This window comes from Haloactinopolyspora alba, assembly GCF_003014555.1.
In the GTDB taxonomy this organism is placed as follows: Bacteria; Actinomycetota; Actinomycetes; order Jiangellales; family Jiangellaceae; genus Haloactinopolyspora; species Haloactinopolyspora alba.
Genome location: NZ_PYGE01000012.1, coordinates 79,899 through 93,406 on the forward strand (window position 1 = coordinate 79,899; position 13,508 = coordinate 93,406).

Here is a 13,508-nt window from a genome sequence, read left to right on the forward strand (position 1 = left end):
GTGCAGCCGAGACGGGCCTGCTGAGATCCGCAACCGAGACCACTCGAACGATAGGTGTCCGAGAGTGACCGATCAGTCAGGCACCCCAGGTCGGGGCGCTGCCGACTCCGACGGTACCGGCGCCGGAGCCGCCGACACGACCGAATCGACGTCCGCCACCGGCGTCGTGCCGGACTCGACGACTGCTCACGACAATACCGCCCAGGCCGGCGCGCACGGCGGCTTCGGTACGGGTGAGAGATACGACACAGCCGGCGGCGCCGTTCCGGGCGAACCCGCGCCGGATGCCGCTCCGGAGGCTTCGCCGGGGCGCCGCCGCACGCTGCGCCGCGTCGGCATCACGGCCGCCGTGGTGCTCGGCGTGCTGGGCGTCGCCTACGGCGTGCTCTACGCAGTCGCGGGCGGCTCCCTGGCGCGCGGGGCCACCGTCGCCGGTATCGACGTCGGCGGCATGGACCCGGCCGACGCCGAGGCCCGGCTGACTGAGCGGCTTCCCGGCGTGGTCGACGAGCCGATCCTGCTCAGCGCCGGCGGCGAGACCACCTACGAGGTCGTGCCGTCCGAGGCCGGGTTGACGGTGGACGTCGGCGCGACCGTCGACGCCGTGCCCGGCGGCAGTGCGAACCCGTTGTCGCTGGTCGACGCTGTGCTCGGAGCCGGCGACACCACTCCGGTCCCGGCGGTCGACCGTGCCGCCGCCGAGTCGGCCGTGCAGGGCATCGCCGAGCGGGCCAACACCGATCCGGTGAACGCCGCAGTGGCTTTCGAGGACGGTGAGGTCGTCACCAGCGAGCCGCAGACCGGCCGGGCCGTGGACGTCGAGGCGACCGTGCAGGCGATGATCGACGCCTACTTCGGTGACGGCGGGGCCGAGCTGCCGATCGGCGAGGTGCCGCTGGCCGTCGACGAGGTCCAGCCGGCGGTCGACGCCGCCGAACTCGACCGGGCGGTCTCGGAGTTCGCCGAGCCCGCGATGGCGGCCCCGGTCACGGTCGTCGCCGGCGACGAGAGCGTCGAGATCGCTCCGGACGTCGTGGGGCAGGCGCTGTCCATGGCGCCGGACGACTCCGGCACGCTGCGGCCGGAGCTCGACGGCAAGGCGCTCATGGACGTCGCGCACGACGAGTTGGAAGAGATCGGCCAGGAGGGCAAGAACGCCACGGTCACCATCGAGGGCGGCGAGCCCACCGTCGTCCCGGGCGAGACCGGACAGGGCATCGCCCCCGGCATGCTGGTGGACGCGGTGCTGCCGGCGCTGTCGCGCTCCGGCGACGCCCGGCAGGCGCAGGTCGAGCTGACCGAGGTCGAGCCGGAGCTGACGACCGAGGGTGCCGAGAAGCTGGGCGTCACCGAGGTCATCTCCGAGTTCACCACGTCGTTCCCGTACGCCGAGTACCGCAACGTCAACATCGGCACCGCGGCCGAGAGCATCGACGACACGCTGCTGCAACCCGGCGACGAGTTCAGCCTGAACGGCATCGTCGGCGAGCGCACCGAGGCGAACGGGTTCACCTCCGGCACCATCATCAACGGCGGACGGCTCGTCGAGGCGCTGGGCGGTGGGGTGTCCCAGGTCGCCACCACCACCTTCCACGCCGCCTACAAGGCCGGCCTGGAGGACGTCGAGCACTGGCCGCACTCCATCTACTTCGACCGGTACCCGGTCGGGCAGGAGGCGACCGTCGCGTGGGGCGCCAAGGACATGCGCTTCGCCAACGACAGCCCGTACGGCGTCGTGGTCGACACCGTCTTCACGGCCAGCACGCCCAGCTCGGACGGCTCGCTCACGGTGCGGCTCTGGAGCACCGAGCACTTCGAGGTGGAGACGTCGCTGTCCGAGCGGCACGACTACACCTCACCGCGCACCATCTACGACACGTCGGATCAGTGCTCGCCGCAGAGCGGAAGCCAGGGGTTCAGCATCACCTCGTACCGCAAGGTCTGGAACCCCGACGGCGAGCTCGTGAAGGACGAGGCCGACCCGTGGACGTACAACCCCAACCACCAGGTCGTCTGCGGCCCCGAACCCGACGAGGACAACAACTCCGACGAGAACGACGAGAACAACGATTCCGGCAACAACGACGATTCCGGCGGCAACGACGATCCCTGACGGGAATGATCACGTTCCGCATGGAATTCGATGCGTCACCACCCCTGCAAGCCTCGTGAGGCGTGCACAGGCCTGGTGATGGCGCAGCAGGGCGAGCGTCAGCTCTCCGGCGGCGCCAGCCGGCGGTAGTGGTACGCGTGGTGCTCGGCGAAGCCGACACCGCGGTACGTGGCCTGCGCGCCGCTGTTCGACTCGGTGACCTGAAGGTAGGCCTGACGCGCTCCGTGCCCCGCCGCCCAGGTCGCCAACCCGGCGACGATGTGGCTGCCGAGGCCCCGTCGCCTGGCCTCCGGCACCACCTCGACCGCCGCGAGCCCCAGCCATCGCCGTCCGGCCGGCGATTCGGTGACGGCGCCCCGAGCAATCGCCAGCCGCCGGCCCGCGACGCCGTCGCCGTCGCCGTTGCCGCCGTCGTCGTCGACCGAGGCGAACGCGACGGTGTCGGCGTGAGTGAGCACCGCGACGGCATGGTCCGGAAGATCACCGCCCCGGTAGTGGTACCCGGCCAGCCACTCGGCGTCGGGCTCGTCGTCGATGCGCACCGGCGGCAGGTCGGCACGGGCGGCCGCTGCGACGTCGTCGAGGTCGGCGGTCATGACGAGCACCGGTTCGGTGACGCGGTCCCATCCACGCGTGTCCAGCAACGGGTCCAGCACGCCGCCCAACGGCTGCGGGACCTGGAACGCGGGCACCAGACCGCGTCGGCGGTACCAGCGTTCGACGGCGTCCACGGCGTCGGCGAGCGGCAGGCCGGGATCGTCCAGGGGCAGGCACGAGTTCGCGCGGCGCGTGAACCCGTCGGCGGCGCGGAGCAGCCACCCGCCCATCCACTCGGTTTCGAGCGCCTGCCAGCCCGCGGCCGCGGCCGCCTCCAGGTCACGGACGTCGCGGCGGGTCACGGTCCGTTGCGGGATCGCCTTGACGGCGATGACGTCGTCGTTGGTGATCTCCACCACGTCGTCGCCGCGGTCCGGCGTCACCCGCAGCCCCGCCGGCGACCACGACAGCAGCGTGCCCAGGACGTCGGTCGCCCCGAAACGCTGGTCGTGGATGCGGTGGCGCACGACGACGCGCCGGCCGACGAGTTCGGGCCGGGCGGGGGTGCCGGATCGCTGTCTCATAGGCTGGCCTTGATGGACGATTGGTAGATGCCATCGCGATACTAGGTCTGTAGTCCGCGTGACCACTGAGCCGGCACCCCCTCGTCGGCTTTCGATAGGAGGACATCGCCGTGACATACGTCATCGCGCAGCCGTGCGTCGATCTCAAGGATCTCGCCTGCGTCGAGGAGTGTCCGGTCGACTGCATCTACGAGGGCGAACGGATGCTCTACATCCACCCCGACGAGTGCGTCGACTGCGGCGCCTGTGAACCGGTCTGCCCCGTGGAGGCGATCTTCTACGAAGACGACGTGCCTGCGGAGTGGAAGGACTACTACACCGCCAACGTCGACTTCTTCGACGACCTGGGCTCACCGGGCGGCGCCGCGAAACTCGGCGCGATCCCGAAGGACCACCCGCTGGTGGCGGCGCTGCCGCCGCAGGAAACCGGGGAGCACTGAGGCGGTGCCGCAGCGTCGGCGCCTGCCCGACTTCCCGTGGGACGCGCTGGTGCCGTACCGCGAGCGTGCGGCGGCGCACCCTGGCGGGGTCGTCGACCTCTCGGTCGGCACGCCGGTGGACCCGACACCGGACGTCGTCCAGCAGGCGTTGAGATCGGCCGCCGACGCTCCCGGGTACCCGGCCACGGCGGGGACGTCCCAGTTGCGTGCTGCGGCGGTCGAGTGGCTGCGGCGCCGGTGTGGCCTGCGGGCGTCCGGCGGCGATCCGGGCGTGCTGCCCACGATCGGCTCGAAAGAGCTGGTGGCCTGGCTGCCGACGCTGCTGGGTGTGGGCGCCGGTGACGTGGTCGTGCACCCCGAGCTGGCCTATCCGTCGTACGACGTCGGCGCCCGGCTGGCCGGAGCCGAACCGGTGGCCGCCGACGCCGTCGTCGCGCTGGGACCCCGCCGGGTGGGCCTCGTCTGGGTGAACTCGCCGGCGAACCCGCACGGGCGGGTGCTGCCCGCCGAACACCTCGCCAAGGTCGTGGCCTGGGCGCGCGAGCGTGGTGCGGTGGTCGCGTCGGACGAGTGCTACCTGGAGTTCGGGTGGGACGCCCGTCCGGTGTCGGTCCTGGACAGTGACGTCAACGGCGGGTCGCTCGAGGGCATCCTGGCGGTGCAGTCACTGTCGAAGCGGTCGAACATGGCCGGGTACCGGGCCGGGCTCGTCGCCGGTGACCCGGCGATCGTTCGGCAGCTGCTCGAGGTCCGTAAGCACGCCGGCATGATGATGCCCGCCCCGGTGCAGGAGGCGATGGCGGCGGCGCTGGCCGACGACGAACACGTCGAGGTCCAGCGGGAACGGTACCGTCGGCGGCGCGCGTCGCTGCGCACGGCGCTGGCCGGTGCCGGGTTCCGGGTCGACGACTCCGAGGCCGGGCTGTACCTGTGGGCCACCCGTGACGAGGGCTGCTGGGACACCGTGGACCGGCTGGCGCAACTGGGCATCCTGGTGGCGCCCGGGGAGTTCTACGGTCCGCTGGGCGCGCGGCATGTGCGGGTGGCGTTGACCGCGGTGGACGAGCGGGTGGACGCGGCGGTCAAGCGGCTGGCCTGAGCCGGTTCGGGCACGGACGGCGGCTCGCCGCTCACCGGGCGAAGCTGCCGGTTCCTTTTGTGAGCATCACTAGGCTTGTGCATGCGTCACCAGGGCTGCAGGGGTGGTGACGCATGGAATTCCATGGTGAACGTGGTCATTTACAAGGCGAGGGAGCGGGCGGTCGGGAGGTCGGGGGCGGTGCTCAGCCGGACCTCGTCGCCTTGGCACGAGACGACCGCGGACTGCCGCTGCGACTCGAACGTGGTGTTCTCCCCGCTGGTGGTCGTGTCGGTGCGCGTGGCGTCGGGGAACGCCGCGGCGTAGAACCGCGTCACCGTGTCGCACATCGGCGTGCTCCCGCCGCGGTCGGCGAGTGTCAGCGCCGTCGCGGTGTCGCCGCCGCGCCCCCAGACGTTGATCTCTCCGCCGGCCCACGCGGCGACACGCTTCTTCGGGTCGGACAGCGCGGCGTCCTCGTCGTCGCCCGGAGCCTCCAGCAGGAACAACAGGTCGGCGGCGCCGAAGGTGTCGGTGCGCAGCGGCTTCCAGCCCTCGGGCCCGGCGGGATCGGTCACGTCGACGGCCTGCTCGTCGTCACGGTAGCGGTCCGGGAACAGGATCTGCGCCGTGGTGTCCGGCAGGTCGTCGTAGCTGCGGTCGACGGCCTTCCAGCCGCCCTGCAGGTACAGGTCGCAGCTGAACGTCATGCCCTCGACGTAGGGGAACTCCAGCTCCCTGGCCACGACGTGCGGCAGCTGGTCCAGGCTGGCGTCGGTCTGCGCCGAGGTCGACTGCAGGGCCAGCAGCTCGTCCATCGGCAGGTGCTTGCCGACGAACCGCTGGCTGTACAGCGACGCGTCACCCTCGATGGCGTTCAGCGCCGCGTACGCGGCGTCGGAGCCGGACCGGCGCGCCAGCGCCTGCTGGTCCGGCAGACCGAGCTCGGCGTCGGCCAGTGCGTGCACCAGCTCGTGCGACGTGATGAACGCCCCCAGCCCGTCCATCTGCTTCGAGCCGATGACCAGCTTCTCGGTCTCGGGATCGTAGAAACCGCCGACGCCGGCCTCCAGCGCGTCCAGCTGCGCCTGAGCCAGGTCGGTGCCGGGCTCGACAGCGCCCAGCGCGGCGAGCATGCGGGAGTCGACGCGGGCGCGCTGGCGGTCGATGTCCTCGGTACTACGCTCGACGGCGCGGCGCTGCACCTCTTCGCGGCTGACGAACTCGATGTCGACGTCGTCGCCCGCCGGCAGGCCGCGCTCGGCCTCGATGATGTCCTTGATCGCCGTGACCTGGGTGCGCACGTCGCCCTCGGGGATGGAGCCGTCGCCGCCCAGCCCCATGGCGCCGCCCAGGCACTGCAGCAGGATCGGGTCGAGGCCGCCGGTGCCGAGCAGATCGCCCAGGCCGCCGTCACCGCCGAGCAACTCCTCGAGCCCGCCGAGCCCTTCCCCGGACCCGTCGGACCCGTCGCCCTCGCCGGAGCCGCCGAGCCCGCCCAGCAGGTCCTCCAGACCGCCGAGGCCGCTGTCGGCCTCCTCACGCGCGTCCTCGAGCTCGGCGCGGGCGGTGTCCCGCTCGGAGCGTAGTTCGTCGGCGCGCTGGTCCATGAGGACGTACACGGTCCCGGTCAGCGCCAGGCCCAGCACCGACACGACAGCGGTGGCGACCTTCCAGCGGGCGGCGCTGCGTGCCGCGGGCGGCTGCTCCTGCGGGCTCGACGTCTCCGACGGTGGTGGCGGCGGTGGCGTGTCAGCGCTCATGGTCGTCTCACCGTATCGGGCCCGGCACCGGTGTCACCGAGGTCGTCTCGACCCGCGGGTCCGGTGCCGACGACCGGACGCCCGCGTCGTCGACGTCGATCGCCGACGCCGGGCCCCAGCCTGATTGCGGGCTGTCGAGCACGGCGACCTCGTGCCCGCGGCGGCGCAGGTCGTCGACCACGTGGCCGGGCACGTCCGGCTCGAACCGGACCCGGGACCCGCCGGTCACGCGTGCGTCGTCCGCCGGAGGGTCGACGGTCCAGCGCGGCCGCGCCTGTGCGGTCGCCGGGTCGAGCCCGTCGCTGACGATCGCGGCCGCCAGCTGCAGCACCACCTGCGGCTGTACCGGTCCGCCGCGGGTGCCGAGCAGCAGGCGCAGCCGCTCGTCCTGCGTCCACAGTGTCGGCGACAGGGTGTGCAACGGCCGCCGGCCGGGTGCGAGCTCGCCCGGGTGTCCGAGCTCCAGGCTGAACCCCAGCCCGCGGTCGTGCAGGAGGAAGCCGGCCGTTCCGGCGCCGACACCGGAACCGATGCCGTGGAAGTTCGACTGGCTCAGCGACACCCCCATGCCGTCGGCGTCGACCACGCACATGTACGCGGTCCCGCCGGCGGCGTGCGCCGAGGGGTAGCGCGGGCGGGCCGCCGACGCGTCGATACCGGCGGCGACGGCGTCGAGCTGGGCGGCCCCGAGGAGCTGGTCCGGCGCGCCGGACAGTGCGCCGGGATCCACCGCGACGCGGTCGTACCCGGTGGCCAGCGCCCGGTACGCCTCGATCATCAGATGCTGGCGGCGCGGGTCGCCCGGGTCCGCGCCGTCGCGGCGCAGCCGGTCGAGCACGGCGCAGGCACCGGTCGCCAGGTAGCCCTGCGAGTTCGGCGGAACGGTCCACGCCGTCGCGCCCCAGGCGTCGACACCGAGCGCGTCGACCCAGTCCGCCTGGTCACGCCGCAGGTCGTCGGCCGAGACGACCCCGTCGGTGGCCGCCGTGACGGCCGCGCCCGGCGCTCCCTCGTAGAAGGCCTCTCGTCCGCCGGCGGCGAGCGCGCGCAGCGTCGCGGCGAGCTGCCCGCGCACGACCATGGCCCCGGGCTGAGCGGTGAGCAGTGGCAGCGCCGCTTCCTGCCCGGACAGCCGGTCACGTCCGGCCCGCACCGCACGGACCAGGTCGGCGGAGGCCGGAAAGCCGTCGGCGGCGAACTCGATCGCCGCCGCGAGAACCGCGTCCAGCGGCATCCGCCCGAGGTCGCGCGCCAGCGTCACCCAGCCGTCCACGCACCCCGGGACGGGGATCGCCGCGGGATGGGTCGACGGGACGGCGTGGTGCCCGGCGGCGCGCAACTCGTCGGCGTCGACGCCCGAGCCGGCCCGCCCGGAGGCGTTCAGGCAGTGCGGCCGGGCCAGGCCGGGCACGTGCACCAGGGCGAACAGGTCGCCGCCGACCCCGCACGTCTCCGGGGCGACGACGCCCTGGACGGCGCAGGCGGCGATCGCGGCGTCGACGGCGTTGCCGCCCGCGCGCAGGACGTCCGCGCCGGCAGCGGAGCTCAGCGGATGCGGAGTGGTGACCATGCCGCCGTCGCCGCGTACGGGTTCCGCGACCGCGGGCACGTTCAGCTCCCTTCGGCGACGGCGATGTGGACGTGGTCCAGGTGGCGCAGCGTCACGTCGGTGGTGTCGCCGGAAGGATGAGTGTAGGCCCGCCAGCCCTCGTCGGAGCGTCGCGCGCTCCAGATCCGGTCGTCGTAGATGACGACGGCGATGCCGAGCTCGTCGGCGTGCGCGGTCGCCCACTGGGCCAGCGCCCAGCCGCGGCGGTTCACGGCGGCGTCGTCGTACGGCCGGAACATGACGTCCAGCGCGCGCCCGTCGTAGTGGGCCGAGCCCTCGACGTGCCCGGAGTCGATGCCGCCAGGTCGATAGCCGCCGATGTCGAGGTCGCCGAACGCCTCGACCAGCTGGTCGCGGACGGTGCGGGCCCGCTCGGTGAGCCCGTCGGCCCCCTCGGGCTGGGCCTCGTACGAGTCCCGCTCGAACGTGCAATAGAACGCGGCCTCGGAGTAGCCGGTCAGCGCCGACGCGAGGACCCGGGCGTCGTCCTCGTGGTCGGCGTAGGCGTCCGGGTAGGCGCTGCGCTGGACCTCCTGCGCCGCCTCGGTGATCTCCATGTTCCGGTAGCCGGGAACCTGCTCGAGCGCCTCGTAGAAGGCCCGGGCCGCGTAGACCGGGTCCTGGACCTGCGCGGGCGAGCCCCACCCCTGGGACGGCCGCTGCTGGAACAGCCCCAGCGAATCACGGTCGCCGTAGTCGAGGTTGTAGATGTCGGACTCCTGGTAGGCGGTGGCCAGGGCGATGGTCACCGCGCGGGCGGGCAGCCCGCGGTTCATGCCGACGGTGGCGATGGTGGTGGCGTGCCGGGCCTGTTCCGGGCCGAGCACGGCCGTGTGCCCGTCCGCGGTCGCCCGGCACTCGTTGGCGGGCTGCCACGGCCCGCTCGGCCCGCCCGCCCAGAAGATGAGCAGGGCGGCCACGCCACCGCCGAGCGCGGCGACGGCACCGAGAGTGGCCAGCAGGCGTGCGGGTCGGCTCATGAGGTCATGACAACGGGTTCACGGGTCACGAGGTTCCACCGTCGGCAGCGAGGAGGGCCAGGGTCAGGGTGTGCCGGCTCGGCCGGGCCGCGCGGGCTCAGTTGGCGTGCAGGGCGGCGTTGAGCCCGCCCCAGTCGCCGGAGCGGGCCAGTGCCTCGACCGTTCCGGTGACGCTGTTGCGGCGGAACAGCAGCCCGTCGCTGCCGGACAGCTCACGCGCCTTGACGATGCGGTCGTCCGGCAGGCTGATCTTGGTCCCGGCGGTGACGTAGCACCCGGCCTCGACGACGCATCCGTCGCCGAGGGAGATCCCGACGCCGGCGTTGGCGCCGATCAGGCAGTTGCGGCCGATGGTGATGGTCTCCTTGCCGCCCCCGGACAGCGTCCCCATGATCGAGGCGCCGCCTCCGACGTCGGAGCCGTCCTGGACGACGACGCCGGCGGAGATCCGGCCCTCGACCATGGAGGCGCCGAGCGTTCCGGCGTTGAAGTTGACGAAGCCCTCGTGCATCACGGTGGTGCCGGAGGCGAGATGGGCGCCCAGCCGGACCCGGTCGGCGTCCGCGATGCGCACACCGGACGGCACGACGTAGTCGACCATCCGCGGGAACTTGTCGATGCCGTACACGGTCACCGGACCGGTCCGGCGCATCGACAGCCGGGTCTTCTCGAAGTCGTCGACGGGGCACGGCCCGCGGTCGGTCCACACGGCGTTGTTGAGCACGCCGAAGATGCCGTCGAGGTTCTGTTCGTGCGGCGCCACCAGCCGATGCGACAGCAGATGCAGCCGCAGGTACGCGTCGGCGGTGTCCGCGGGCGGCGCGTCCAGGTCGATCTCGGTCTCGACCACGGCGCGGCGGACACGGCGGTCCGGGTCGTCGCTTTCGAGGTCGCGGAGCTCGATCAGCGCGTCGTCGAGGGCGGTCGGCGGTTTGCCGAGCGCCGGAAACGGGTACCAAACGTCCAGTATCGTTCCATTTACGGCAATGGTGGCCAATCCGAAGCCCCAGGCCGAGCGTGCGTCGGTCATGCGCTCAGCTTACGGGGCGTCCGCCGCGGGGCGTCGACCGCGGATGCGTGACCAGCAAACAAAGGAGCCCCGGGTATGCCTCACCCCCCTCGATCACGGCTGCTGACGACCCTGCTGGCGGTCGCCGCCGTCACGATGACGACGGCGACCGCCGCGCACGCGACCCCGGGTGACGAGCCCTCCGCCGGGACGCCGTCCGGCCCGCTGGCCGCCGAGATGTCGCGAGCGCTGGAACTGCGGCCCGGGGGTGTGCAGGTGTCGGACAACGCGATGGCCTGGGACGGCGGCGACGTCGTGCTGGTGTGGCCGGATCCGGGAGCGGAGGCGGCTCCGGCCGGGCTCGGCGCCAACGTGCGCACCGACCTCGTTGAGCGGATGGACCTCGACGACGCGCTCGCCCAGTCGGCGCCCGCCCAGTCGGCGCCGTCCGACGCCGCGCCGTCCGACGGTGCCGCCGCGGACGGGGTGTCCACCATGGGCGACTGGCGGACCTGCTCACCGGGCTACTACTGCTTCTACACCGGCACGTACTACAACGGGTCCAGGCTCCAGTTCCGCACCCGGTGCTCCGGCGGCGCCGGCGCCTGGGGGTTCAGCAACGTGACGTCCTCGTGGGTCAACCGCAACTACAACATGATCGTGCGGGCCTACGACTACAAGGGCGGCCGCTGGCTGTGGACCATGCGCCCGGGCGCGATGGACACCTACGTCGGCTCGTCGGACAACAACGAGATGAGCTACTTCAGGTGCCAGTACGTGTAGGAGACGTCGGCGAAAGCGCTCCTGCTCGAAGCGTTCGTCACTGGCCGGCTCGTGGGAGCAGGCCGTCGACGAAGGCGCGTAGCCCCTGGAGGTAGGTGTCTCGGGCGGCCAGCGCCGGCCATCTGTCACCGATGGCGGCCAGGTGTGGGTGCTGCGACGCGTCGAGGTTGCTGAAGAAGACGTCGCGGTCGGCGGAGCGCGCCGTCTCGTCCTGTGGCTGGTCGGAGTTGGCGCGGACGACGATCTCGCCGACGGTGTAGTACCAGACGCCGCGGAAGACGTCGACGGCTTGATCGGGTGTGCATCCGCAGTCGATGGCTCCGGCCACGATGGTTTCGACCATCCGGAGAGCTGATTCGCCGAGGCGGTCGAGGAAGCCGTCGGTCGCGATGATCTCGGTGGCCCACCGGTGCGCGGCGAGTCCGTCGTGGATCGCCGCGGCGGCCACGACGATGCGATCCCGTGGTGCGCTGGGCAGCTCGGGGAACGGGGTCTGGTCGGCGATGTCGTTGATCAGCTGAACCAGCAGGTCCTCCCGGTCGCGTACGTGGTGGTACAGCGTCGTCGCCCCGACGCCGAGCTCGGCCGCCAGCCGGCGGATCGTCAGCCGTTCCCAGCCGTCCCGATCGATCAGCCGGCGGGCCGCCGCAAGGATCTGCGCGCGGGAGGTCACGGGAGGTCGGCCGGTGCGGCCTCGTGGTGCGCTGCCGCCTCGCGGTGCGGTGCCTTGGGGCATTGGCTCATCATCCGTTCTCGCCGTTCCGCTCCGCAAAACCGCGGCGCCGCCGCTGCGGCGATGGACAGCGCAGTGGCGACGTTGCTAGTTTAGGAACATGTTCCGAAATACCGCGGACGGACGCACGACGCTCGAGGCGCGCGCCCGGCCGGGACTCGTCCTCGCCGCGGCGGCCGTCGTGACCTTGCAGGCCGTGGGTGCCGTCGCGGGGCTGGCGCCGCTGCTGGCGGTCGTCGAGCTGGGGCGCGCGCTGTTGTCGCCCGGCCCGGTCGACCAGGACCACGTCCGGGCCGCCGTGATGGTGGGCGCGGCCGGCCTGTTCGTCCGGCTGCTGTTCACCGCCGCATCGTCCGGACTCGGGCACGTTCTGGACGGTCACGTGCAACTGGCTCTTCGACGGGCGCTGGCCGCACGGCTGGGTCGCGTGCCGATCGGCTGGTTCTCCCGGCGCCGGACCGGTGAGCTGGCCAAGGTCGTGGGAGAGGACGTGAGTGCCGTGCACCCGTTGATCGCCCACACACCCGGCGAGCTCGTCTCCGCGTTCGTGGTGCCGTTGGTGTCGCTGATCTACCTGTTGACCATCGACTGGCGGCTCACGCTGATCACGCTGACACCGGTGGTGCTGGCGGTGGCGCTGGTCCCACTGCTGATGCTCCCGTCCCGGCAGCGTGAGCAGGAGGAGTACGACGCGGCCATGGGACGGATCGCCAGTTCCGTCGTCGAGTTCGTGCAGGGCATCTCGGTGGTCAAGACGTTCGGTGGATCCGGGCGCGCCCACCGGAAGTTCCGCGCCGCCGCGGACGATTTCGTCAGCGTCTTCTCTCGCTGGGTACGCGGCATGTCCCTGGTCGCCGCCGGCATGCAGCTGGCGCTGTCGCCGCCGTTCGTGCTGGTGGTCGTGCTGACCGGCGGCACGGCCATGATCACGTCCGGGGGCATGGCCCCGGCCGACCTGCTGCCTTTCCTGCTACTCGGGCTCGGGCTGACCGCTCCGGTGGCGGCCCTCGGCCACGGCTTCGACGACATTCAGGCCGCACGGCGCGCGGTCGGACGGATCCGGGACGTTCTCGCCGTGCCGTCGCTGCCGGAGCCTGCGGATCCGGTCGCACCACAGGGTCACCGGGTGGAACTGCGTCACGTCCGGTTCGCGTACGAACCCGGTCACGACGTGCTGAGGGGGGTCGATCTGGTGCTCGAGCCGGGGACGGTCACGGCGGTGGTCGGGCCGTCGGGCAGCGGAAAGTCGACGCTGGTTCAGCTGTTGCCGCGGTTCTTCGACCCGACCCACGGTTCGGTCGTCCTGGGCGGCGTGGACTTACGCGAACTCGGCAGCCGGGACCTCTACGGGACGGTCTCGTTCGTCTTCCAGGACACCTCGCTGCTGCGCGCGTCGATCGCGGACAACATCGCACTGGCGGTCCCGCATGCCGGCCTGGAAGACGTGGTCCGCGCCGCCCGGCTCGCGAACGTGCATGATCGAGTTCTCGAGCTGCCGCGCGGCTACGACACGGTGATCGGTGAGGACGCCGGGCTGTCGGGCGGCGAGGCACAGCGGATCGCGATCGCACGCGCTCTGCTCGCCGACGCGCCGGTTCTGGTGCTCGACGAGGCGACCGCCTTCGCCGACCCGCAGACCGAACAGGCGGTGCGCCGCGCCCTGGCGACGCTCGAGGGCGATCGGACGATGCTGGTCATCGCACATCGCCTGGAAACGGTCGCCGACGCGGACACGATCGTGATGCTGGAGAACGGCGTGATCGTCGAGCAGGGACGGCCGGCCGACCTGCTGGCGCGGAACGGGAAACTCACCGCGTTCTGGCAGGCGCGGACATCGGCGATCGCCGACGAGCACGAACCCACGACGGCGTAGCGGAAG

General features: G+C 72.2%; 11 protein-coding genes. 5 read left to right on the plus strand and 6 right to left on the minus strand.

Annotation, left to right across the window (positions count from 1 at the left end; all coding sequences use genetic code 11):
• Positions 1 to 64: 64 nt before the first annotated feature.
• A complete protein-coding gene (locus CLV30_RS16380; protein WP_106538305.1) occupies positions 65 to 2,113 on the plus strand; it encodes a VanW family protein in 2,049 nt (682 codons plus the stop codon).
• Positions 2,114 to 2,211: 98 nt separating this feature from the next.
• Here CLV30_RS16380 and CLV30_RS16385 read toward each other — a convergent pair whose 3' ends face one another.
• Complete coding sequence (locus CLV30_RS16385; RefSeq protein WP_205741000.1) at positions 2,212 to 3,234, minus strand: GNAT family N-acetyltransferase; 1,023 nt, start codon at positions 3,232 to 3,234, stop codon at positions 2,212 to 2,214.
• A gap of 110 nt (positions 3,235 to 3,344) precedes the next feature.
• Here CLV30_RS16385 and fdxA point away from each other — a divergent pair, with 110 nt between their 5' ends.
• On the plus strand, positions 3,345 to 3,674 hold the full coding sequence (fdxA, locus tag CLV30_RS16390) for a ferredoxin (RefSeq protein ID WP_106538306.1): 330 nt from the start codon (positions 3,345 to 3,347) through the stop codon (positions 3,672 to 3,674).
• Between the two features lie 4 nt (positions 3,675 to 3,678).
• Positions 3,679 to 4,773 carry a succinyldiaminopimelate transaminase gene (gene dapC, locus CLV30_RS16395; protein WP_106538307.1) on the plus strand — a complete coding sequence of 365 codons (1,095 nt, stop codon included), beginning with the start codon at positions 3,679 to 3,681 and terminating at the stop codon, positions 4,771 to 4,773.
• Between the two features lie 140 nt (positions 4,774 to 4,913).
• Here dapC and CLV30_RS27010 read toward each other — a convergent pair whose 3' ends face one another.
• The 4 genes from CLV30_RS27010 to dapD all read right to left on the minus strand — a co-directional run bounded on the left by CLV30_RS27010 (position 4,914) and on the right by dapD (position 10,134).
• Positions 4,914 to 6,515 carry a hypothetical protein gene (locus tag CLV30_RS27010; protein ID WP_106538308.1) on the minus strand — a complete coding sequence of 534 codons (1,602 nt, stop codon included), beginning with the start codon at positions 6,513 to 6,515 and terminating at the stop codon, positions 4,914 to 4,916.
• 7 nt (positions 6,516 to 6,522) lie between these two features.
• Entirely contained in the window at positions 6,523 to 8,124 is a 1,602-nt protein-coding gene (locus CLV30_RS16405) for a gamma-glutamyltransferase family protein (protein WP_106538309.1), read from the minus strand.
• Between the two features lie 2 nt (positions 8,125 to 8,126).
• Positions 8,127 to 9,104: a VldE C-terminal domain-containing protein gene (locus tag CLV30_RS16410; RefSeq protein WP_106538310.1), complete on the minus strand. Its 978-nt coding sequence runs from the start codon at positions 9,102 to 9,104 to the stop codon at positions 8,127 to 8,129.
• 97 nt (positions 9,105 to 9,201) lie between these two features.
• Positions 9,202 to 10,134: a 2,3,4,5-tetrahydropyridine-2,6-dicarboxylate N-succinyltransferase gene (gene dapD / locus CLV30_RS16415; RefSeq protein WP_106538311.1), complete on the minus strand. Its 933-nt coding sequence runs from the start codon at positions 10,132 to 10,134 to the stop codon at positions 9,202 to 9,204.
• Positions 10,135 to 10,209: 75 nt separating this feature from the next.
• Between dapD and CLV30_RS16420 the strand changes: the two genes are divergently transcribed.
• Positions 10,210 to 10,896: a peptidase inhibitor family I36 protein gene (locus CLV30_RS16420; protein WP_106538312.1), complete on the plus strand. Its 687-nt coding sequence runs from the start codon at positions 10,210 to 10,212 to the stop codon at positions 10,894 to 10,896.
• Between the two features lie 37 nt (positions 10,897 to 10,933).
• Here CLV30_RS16420 and CLV30_RS16425 read toward each other — a convergent pair whose 3' ends face one another.
• A complete protein-coding gene (locus CLV30_RS16425; protein ID WP_106538313.1) occupies positions 10,934 to 11,632 on the minus strand; it encodes a TetR/AcrR family transcriptional regulator in 699 nt (232 codons plus the stop codon).
• A gap of 97 nt (positions 11,633 to 11,729) precedes the next feature.
• On the opposite strand from CLV30_RS16425, the gene CLV30_RS16430 reads away from it, so the two are divergent.
• The gene (locus CLV30_RS16430) at positions 11,730 to 13,502 is read left to right on the plus strand and encodes an ABC transporter ATP-binding protein (protein WP_106538314.1); all 1,773 of its coding nucleotides are present in this window, start codon (positions 11,730 to 11,732) and stop codon (positions 13,500 to 13,502) included.
• The last annotated feature ends 6 nt before the right edge of the window (positions 13,503 to 13,508 follow it).